Below are 8538 nucleotides of genomic sequence, written 5' to 3' on the forward strand. Positions count from 1 at the left end.
GCACTGGATTGCAGTTAAGGATATGCCAAATGCGCTGGAGAGACAGTCATTATCACTGCCAAGTACGACCTTTATCAATGAGGAAGGAAATTATATCCGCGCAACAGAGGGACTACAGTTTATTTTTGGAACAGACCTGGAGAAGCAGGACTGGAAATTCCTGAAGGACAGATGGGATATAGGATTCGAAGAACCCATTCTGAAAACAAACGGACCTGTGCTTGTATTTTCAGATGCAGTGTATCAGTATCATTTGGACAGGGGCGAACGGTGGGAGCTGACAGCTCCGGGATTAAGAGCCATTATGGCAGGTGCATCGATCCACTGTGCTGTTAACAGTAAGAATCTGAAGAAAAGTAATGCAGACGGATACGTTCTTGTCAATCCTATGGGAATCACCAACGAAGAGGTTGAGGCACTTCTTGAGAAGAACAGGCAGGGAGCCGGGATCGTTGTGATCGGAAATACCGATAATGAATATCTGATCCGTGAGCTGGGACTGAAAAGAGCGGAAGCGAAGGAAGCTGACTGTCTCTGTTTGGATCAGAAAGCAATAGAGAAATATTGGAAGGGCATTGACTGCGATGCACTGGCCTGTGTAAAGGATGGTAAGTTTGTAGAACAGGTTGTTTCTGTAAAGCCGGTTTATAACACCAGAAGCAGAATGGAAGACAAGGCACTGTTCCAGGCAGTAGATGCACAGGTACTGATAGGGCTTCAAACAGAAGCTGGGATTTATGCAGGTACAACGATAAGGGAAACAGGGGAGAATACAGGATTACGAATGTATGTAAGCCGTTCCTATGAATGGCCAAAGACCCTGGCAAGATGGAATTTTAAATTCACAATGAGGAGCTTTGCGGAAGAATTACCGGATGATGTAGATAGATTGAATGCACATTTAATAAACAGGGTATGTGGAAATATTGCCCATGCGTCGGAAGGACAGATTTATCAGTATGAGATACATGAGGATGGCACGCTGCATATCGGGCTTGGCAATATGGGAAATATGTTTTATGGAAAGCCGGTATTATACGTGGAAGACGATATCTGTTTTCATGATGATTATGCAATTCAACGATATACACCGGGCGGGTATATCCATTTTGACACAACATTACACACGATAAAGGTGGAGGTACCACCGTTAGGCAGTACACATGTGAAGCTTAAAAGAAAATAAATAAAACGACAGTCTACATGAACTGTCACACAATCAAAGGAGGTATGGTTATGAAGAGAAAAATGAAAGCAGTAGCGGCTTTGTCACTTGCAGCAGTAATGCTGCTTGCAGGGTGCGGCAGCAGTAAGGGTACACAGGATGGAGGAAGCGCCGCAGCAGCAGACACAGCAGCAGACACAGCAGCAGACACAGCAGCAGACACAGCTGAGCAGCAGGCAGGTACAGAAACTGCAGCATCCGATTCAGGAGAGAAGATAGTTATCCGTGTTGTCGGACCTATGGAAAATGAAAATGATACAACAAATCCTGTTACCAAGCAGACAGTCAGAGGTTACTATGTGATCAAGGAGTTATATGAGGCAGAGCATCCTAATGTAGAGCTGCAGCTGACAGGTATTCCGTGGGGACAGCTGGCAGGCAAAGCTGACAACAGTAGCGGCAGCAAACCAGGTTGACGTTGTTGTACATGGTGCAAGTATTGTGGATATAGTAGAAGATCTGACACCTTATGCGGAAAAGGACGGAGAGTTCCTGGATGGACTTTTACTGAAATATTCCTACAGAAGAGCAGATAAGTCCAATTACACAGAATTGGTTCCTACCGGTATCCCGATCACAGCGGCAGCAACATCTATTATGTATGATAAGAAGATCTTTGATGATTATGGACTTGACTATCCTGATGAGACATGGACATGGGAAGATGTGCTTGATGCGGCAAAGAAAATGACAGGTACAGATCCGGTGACTGGTGAGCAGACATATGGCTATTATATTGACGGTGCAAGCAGTGACTGGATAGGACGTTCCCTGATCGGCTACTATTTTTCAAAGGATACTAAGGTAATTGAATATGCAGACAAGCAGATGGATACGAAGGTGAACTATACCTCTCCCGAAGCACTGAAGGGCTTCGAATTCGTAAATGAACTGGCAAAGACATGTCCTAAGGGCTTCCTGGAAGGACGTGGAGCAGAAAACTTTGGAACAGAAAATAATAATATTGCTATGTGGTATTCACAGAACCTGGTATCCAATTACCAGAAAACAGAAAGTCTTGGTCTGACAGACCGTTATGGCTATGCATATTCCCCGGTACTGGAAAATGGACGTGAGGGCTGGGCAAACTTTACCGGTGACTGGAATATGGCAATTGCAAAGAATGCACAGAATAAGGAAGCATGCTGGGAATTCATCAAATGGATGGCAACAAATCAGGACATTGCAGACTGGTGTTGGGAAAGCGGTAAGATCCCGAATAACAAGGAGGCTATTGAGCGGTTATCAGCTGAAAATATTCCTTTTGCAGATGTATTCTTCAATACACTGGCAGCAACACCCGATAACTTCACTATTTTTGCAAGTGATTATGATGATGCATTCCTTGGAAGTTCCAATTCATTCAAGGCAAATGGACTGTCTGCGATGTTTGCAGGTGATCTGACACCAGAGCAGGCTGCTGAAAATATTCAGGCTGCTTATGAGGAACAGGCGGCATCCTATCAATAAAGAAACAAAAATGGAGCAGGGCTTTCACCGTGTGTGAAAGCCCGCACATCCCAGACAGAAAGGGAGAGATTGGATGAATAAAAAAATTGGATCTCGGAATTTTGGAAAAAATGTTTATAAATGGAAAAAGAATCTGATCTGGCTGACTTTTCTGTTACCGACATTTATCTGCCTTCTGATTCTGACTTATATCCCAACGATCAAGGCTGTGAATTACAGCTTTCACGATGTAAATGTGATCGGGGAAATACAGAGTAATGTGGGTTTCCAAAATTATAAGGTGCTGCTGGAGAGCAGCGGCTTTCGAAAATCGATACTGAATACATTGATTCTGGCATTGATGTCATTACTGGCAATCCCTTTGGGATTTGTGATTGCCTGTGGTGCAAACGGGGTAAGGAATAAAAAGGCACAAACGGTATTCCGGCTTGGATTCTATATGCCTAATATTATAACAGGAGTCAGCATCGTGCTGATCTTCCAGTACATATTACAGGTAGACAACGGACTGATCAATCTGGCGCTTTCTAATATCCTTGGTAAAAAAATAGAGATTGGCTGGTTATCAGATCCTTCGCTGACCAAGGTAGGGGCAAGCATTATCCAGATATGGACTACACTTGGTTATAACATGCTGATCTGTCTGGCAGGGCTTCAGTCTATCCCTACTGAGCTGTATGAGGCTGCGATGATGGATGGTGCAGGCAGCTTCCGGAGATGGCGGTATATTACGATACCACTTATGCGTAATAATTTCATCTTTCTGTTTATAACAGGTATTATCAGCGGCTTCAGCAGATTTACCGATTTGTATATTTTGTCAGGAAATTCGTCATCCGGTAAGCCGGCAGGATCCTTACAGACGATATTGATGTATATATATCAGTACAGCTTTGAAAATCCGAGCTATGGATTGTCCTGTGCCGGAGCGGTTATCTTATTTATTATTGTATTTACGGTTACTGCGATTAACTTAAAGGTAACGAAAACGATTTAGGGGTGCTTGCGTATGAAGAAGAAAAAGATATTTAGTCAGGCTGTTTTAATAACGATATTGGGAGCGGCACTGGTAATCGTACTGATTCCGATTTTTTGGCAATTTCCATGAGCTTTGATGCAACGACCATAGACGTGGTACCCAATCCACCCCGGTTTATTCCTAAGGAATTTTCTGTCTTTAATTATAAGTATGCATTGGAGGCAATTCCAATTGCCCGTTATTATATCAATACATTTTTGCTGACACTGATCAACACAGCGATATCTGTTTTTACTGCAATGGCTTGCGGTTATGCTTTTTCCAAGGGGAAATTTCCTTGTAAGGGAATTCTGTTCCTCATGGTTCTGGCGGTCATGATGATCCCGTTTGAAGTGCGTATGATTCCTCTTTTTTTACAGTATCGTGATTGGAATATGCTGGATACATGGTGGCCGCTGATCTTAGGTTCCTTTGCATGGGCATATGGGATCTTTCTGGCAAGACAGTTTATCGACAGCATACCGGATTCCCTGAGGGAATCAGCATCCATTGACGGTGCGGGAGAATGGTATATCTTTTTAAAGATCATTCTTCCTTTATGCGGACCGGTCATCGCAACGCTGGTTATTTTCCAGGTTGTGAACCAGTGGAATAATTTCCTTTGGCCGTTAGTTGTTGTTTCAAATCCTAAAAAACAGGTCATATCCGTTGGTCTTGCTATGTTTAATGCTTCAGAAACCGCAAGATATCTGGGACCCAGACTGGCAGTTTCCGTGCTTGGTGCAATACCGCTTATGATCGTGTACCTGTTTTTACAGAAATATATCGTACAGAGTGTTATGTTAAGCGGCGTAAAGGAATGATAAGGAGAACAGGATATATGAGACAGTTGAAGCTGAATAAAAGTGGAATTATAATACCTGTCATGTCTCTTGGAACATGGGCCTTTGGTGGTGATGCGATCTGGGGAAAGACAGATGAAATGCAGGCAATTGATACAGCACGGAGAGCTGTGGAAATGGGGATAGTACAGATTGATACTGCTCCTGCCTACGGAATGGGAAAAAGTGAAGAGATTCTTGGAGAGGCTTTGAAGGGGATCAGGGATAAGGTTATCCTTTCAACCAAATGCGGACTGAGCTGGGATGAGGGAAATATAGGACAGCTGCATGTGGAAAGAGACGGACACAGGATTGTAAGAAATCTGTCAGCAAAAAGCATCAGAAAAGATCTGGAAAATAGCCTGAAACGGTTAAAAACAGAGTATATTGATATTTACTATGTGCATTATCCGGTATTTGGAACATACGCTGTTCCTGTAGAGGAAACGATGGATGAACTGAACCGGATGAAAAAGGAAGGAAAAATCCGTGCAATTGGAGCTTCAAATATGAATCCGGAGGTCCTGAATGAATACTGTACTTATGCAGATATTGAGATCATTCAGGAAAAATACAGCCTTTTAGACAGAAAGGTGGAGGAAACGCTGTTACCGGTATGTCAGGAAAGAAAAATCCTGTTACAGGCTTATTCTCCCCTGGAGCAGGGTGTGCTGACAGAGCAGTTCCGGCAGAAGCGGGATACACCGGATCAGAAGAGATTTGTCAATAAGCCATGGGGAAAGAAGGAGTGTCATGAGAGGATGCTTCAGATGTTTGATTCGTGGATGGATCTCTGTGAAAAGTATAACTGTCAGCTGGAGCATCTGGCAATAGCATGGATCTTAAAGCAGCCAGGAGTAAACATTCTTTGTGGAGCCAGAAAGATCACGCATCTTGAAAGCAATATCAAGGGAGCAGAGATCGCTTTGACAGAAGAGGATGCTGAAAGGATCCGCAGGGATGTAGAGTCTTTTTTATGAGGAGGGAAACAATTTGACCAATATTAAACCAGCCAGAAAAGTGACAGAGGCAAATCAGTCATCTGAAAAATTACTGACATTGATCGAATTATTATCTACATGGTCGGAGCCGGTAAAGCTGCAGAGCTTAGCCAGTCAGGCATCTATGAATGTCAGTACAACATTGCGCTTTTTGATGGCTCTTGAAAATAAAGGATATGTGGTTCAGGATGATACGGGCAGATATTCGCTGACGTACAAGCTGTGTGGAATAGCGAATAATATTAAAATACATACCAGTATCAGGAATATCTGCCTTCCCTTTATGAAAGAGGTATCACGGTATTTCGGAGAGACAGTCAATCTGTCTGAAGAAGAAAATATGTCAGTTGTGTATCTTGAGGTGATACAGTGTGAGCGGCAGGCTTTATGCACAACGCAGAGAATCGGAAAAGTAGCGCCTTTATACTGCACAGGTGTTGGAAAGCTTTTCATGCTGAATCATCCATGGGAGAAATTGTGCGATTATTACGAGAAAAATAAGCCTGTTAAATATACTGAAAATACATGTACAACCATGGAAGAGATTTTTAATAAAAGGGAAACAGCCAGAGAGTGTGGTTATTCTATAGATGATGAGGAATGTGAAATGGGAATGCGCTGTGTGGCTGTCCCGATCAGAAATTATACAGGCGAGATCATAGCCGGACTCAGTGTCAGCGGACCGACGACTAGAATGACACTTGAAAATATTCAGGAAAAGGTTCCCTATCTGCTGGAAATTTCAAAAAAGATATCCAGAAGACTGGTGGCAGAAATATAAGAGGAGATAGCAGAATGAAGATTGTTTTATTAGAATCGTTGTCAGTTTCAAAGGAATGCATGAAGAAATATACAGATATACTTGAGCAGGAGGGACATAGCTTTCAGTGTTATGAAAGAAATGATGATCCCGAAGTACAGATACAGGAGATCGGGGATGCAGATATCGTTATGATTGCCAATATGCCATTAAGCGGTAAGGTAATTTCTGCCTGTCCGAACCTGAAATTTATTGATGTAGCATTTACCGGAGTGGATCATGTGGATCTGCAGGCAGCTAAAGAAAAAGGGATCGCTGTCAGCAATGCTTCCGGATATTCAAATGAATCTGTGGCAGAGCTTGTACTTGGCATGATGCTTTCTCTCCTGAGAAATGTACCGCAGGTAGAGGAACGCTGCAGAAAGGGAATGACCAAGGATGGACTGGTAGGAAGAGAGCTTAAAGGAAAAACAGTAGGTGTGGTAGGAACCGGAGCAATCGGTTCCAGGGTTGCAGAGCTTTGCCATCTGTTCGGATGTGAGATAGCAGCCTATGATCTGTTCCCGAAGAAGAATGCGCCGGAATATTTACATTATGGTACCCTGGAAGAGGTGCTTTCAAAATCAGATATTGTGACACTGCACTGTCCTTTAACAGAGGATTCCAGAAATCTGATCAATCAGGATAGAATTGCACAGATGAAAAAGGGAGCGATTCTGATCAATGCGGCAAGAGGACCTATTGTGGATTCAAAGGCACTGGCAGATGCCCTTAACAGTGGTTATCTGAGAGGTGCCGGGGTAGATGTGTTTGAAATGGAGCCGCCTCTTCCCATGGATCATCCTCTTTTACACAGCATTAATACAATTGTTACACCCCATATTGCTTTTGCATCAGACGAATCCATGGAGATCAGGGCAAAAATTGTATTTGAGAATATCCAGAAATGGATGAATAAGGAACAGGTGAATATCATACTTTAAGTTGCGATACCGGGGCTTTCACCCCGCCATCATTTATATCTCTCAGTATTAGAAAAAGCAGTCAACTCCCCCTTGACTGCTTTTTCCTGTGATGTGATCATTTTCGGTGTGATCATTTTACAGGTATAAGGAATTGACAAACAGAAGGATGTGATTTATTGTATTGTTATCGCTAGGGGAGCTAACGCTGAGATTGAATCGGAAGTCTGATTCTAACCCTCATCACCTGAACCGGATAATACCGGCGTAGGGAAGCAGTTGAAAGCCCCTCCTGTGACCATTTTTACAAGGAGGTTTTTTTATGTCAAACTTTATTAACACTGAGGATGGGTATTTTTCCCTGACTCAGACAGGAACAATCTGTATAGGAGTGCTGATCGTTCTGCTGATCGTTCTTTCTGCATTCCTCAGGAAAAAGCCAGTTGAAGGAGAACACGAGAAGAAAGAGAAAAAGGGCTTTTCAGCCAGACAGATCGTGTTCTGTGCAGCAGCACTGGCGCTTGGATTTGCCACTTCCTATATTAAAGTGTTTTCCATGCCCTTTGGAGGATCTGTTACTCTCTGTTCCATGCTTTTTGTAGTGCTGATCGGTTACTGGTATGGTCCTGAGGTGGGACTTATGTCCGGCTTTGCCTATGGTTTCCTGGAATTTGCACAGGATGGAGGCAGCTATATCCTTTCGCCCATGCAGGCATGTATGGATTACATTTTTGCCTTCGCAGCGCTTGGGCTGTCCGGATTCTTTTACCAGAAAAAGAATGGACTGATAAAGGGATATATTTTGGCGATTCTGGTAAGAGGCCTGTTCCATACAATTGGTGGCTACTTATACTGGATGGATTATATGCCGGATAATTTCCCGAAGTCGCTGGCAGCCATTTACCCGATCGTTTATAATTATTCCTATATCCTGGCAGAAGCTGTGATCACACTGATCGTGATCTCCCTTCCACCTGTGAAGAAGGCACTTGTCAGAGTCGGGATGATGGCAAGGGAATAAAAATTGTTTCTGAGAATCAAAGATAAAGCGGAGCTGTCGTACGAGGGTGCGGCAGCTCTTTTATTACAAGGTATCATTCAGTAAAAATACCTGCGAATGTCAAGCTTCATTGTATTTTGAAGGTTTAGAAAAACTGTACATGTGGCATACTTCAAAGTAAAATGAAGTATGTTTGAAGTGACTTTGCTTGAGTTTCCACAAATTGCAATTCCAAAATGAAAAGAATGTCCCAAAGCACC

Annotated in this window: 9 protein-coding genes and 1 riboswitch; all 9 genes read left to right on the forward strand. The window is 43.0% G+C overall.

Going from position 1 to position 8538, the window contains the following annotated elements; translation table 11 throughout:
- Positions 1–1186: hypothetical protein (locus WJQ40_RS02750; RefSeq protein ID WP_337537810.1), on the forward strand; the 1186-nt coding region annotated here is incomplete at its 5' end.
- A 50-nt stretch (positions 1187–1236) separates the two neighbouring features.
- Positions 1237–1641: a hypothetical protein gene (locus tag WJQ40_RS02755; protein ID WP_337537811.1), complete on the forward strand. Its 405-nt coding sequence runs from the start codon at positions 1237–1239 to the stop codon at positions 1639–1641.
- Positions 1610–2695, forward strand: a complete 1086-nt coding sequence (locus WJQ40_RS02760) for an extracellular solute-binding protein (protein ID WP_337537816.1) — start codon at positions 1610–1612, stop codon at positions 2693–2695. Before WJQ40_RS02755 ends, WJQ40_RS02760 begins: the two co-directional genes overlap by 32 nt.
- 73 nt (positions 2696–2768) lie before the next feature.
- Positions 2769–3692 (forward strand): sugar ABC transporter permease, encoded by a 924-nt coding sequence (locus WJQ40_RS02765; RefSeq protein ID WP_118797514.1) that lies wholly within the window; start codon positions 2769–2771, stop codon positions 3690–3692.
- Positions 3693–3799: 107 nt separating this feature from the next.
- Positions 3800–4537 (forward strand): carbohydrate ABC transporter permease, encoded by a 738-nt coding sequence (locus WJQ40_RS02770; RefSeq protein WP_337537812.1) that lies wholly within the window; start codon positions 3800–3802, stop codon positions 4535–4537.
- A gap of 17 nt (positions 4538–4554) precedes the next feature.
- Entirely contained in the window at positions 4555–5535 is a 981-nt protein-coding gene (locus tag WJQ40_RS02775) for an aldo/keto reductase (protein ID WP_118797516.1), read from the forward strand.
- 13 nt (positions 5536–5548) lie between these two features.
- On the forward strand, positions 5549–6337 hold the full coding sequence (locus WJQ40_RS02780) for an IclR family transcriptional regulator (protein ID WP_337537813.1): 789 nt from the start codon (positions 5549–5551) through the stop codon (positions 6335–6337).
- Positions 6338–6351: 14 nt separating this feature from the next.
- Positions 6352–7299, forward strand: a complete 948-nt coding sequence (locus WJQ40_RS02785) for a 2-hydroxyacid dehydrogenase (protein WP_337537814.1) — start codon at positions 6352–6354, stop codon at positions 7297–7299.
- Between the two features lie 164 nt (positions 7300–7463).
- Positions 7464–7569: riboswitch (TPP riboswitch) on the forward strand.
- 31 nt (positions 7570–7600) lie between these two features.
- The gene (locus WJQ40_RS02790; RefSeq protein ID WP_337537815.1) at positions 7601–8299 is read left to right on the forward strand and encodes an energy-coupled thiamine transporter ThiT; all 699 of its coding nucleotides are present in this window, start codon (positions 7601–7603) and stop codon (positions 8297–8299) included.
- The last annotated feature ends 239 nt before the right edge of the window (positions 8300–8538 follow it).

This window comes from Suilimivivens sp. (genome assembly GCF_037359455.1).
In the GTDB taxonomy this organism is placed as follows: Bacteria; Bacillota; Clostridia; order Lachnospirales; family Lachnospiraceae; genus Suilimivivens; species Suilimivivens aceti.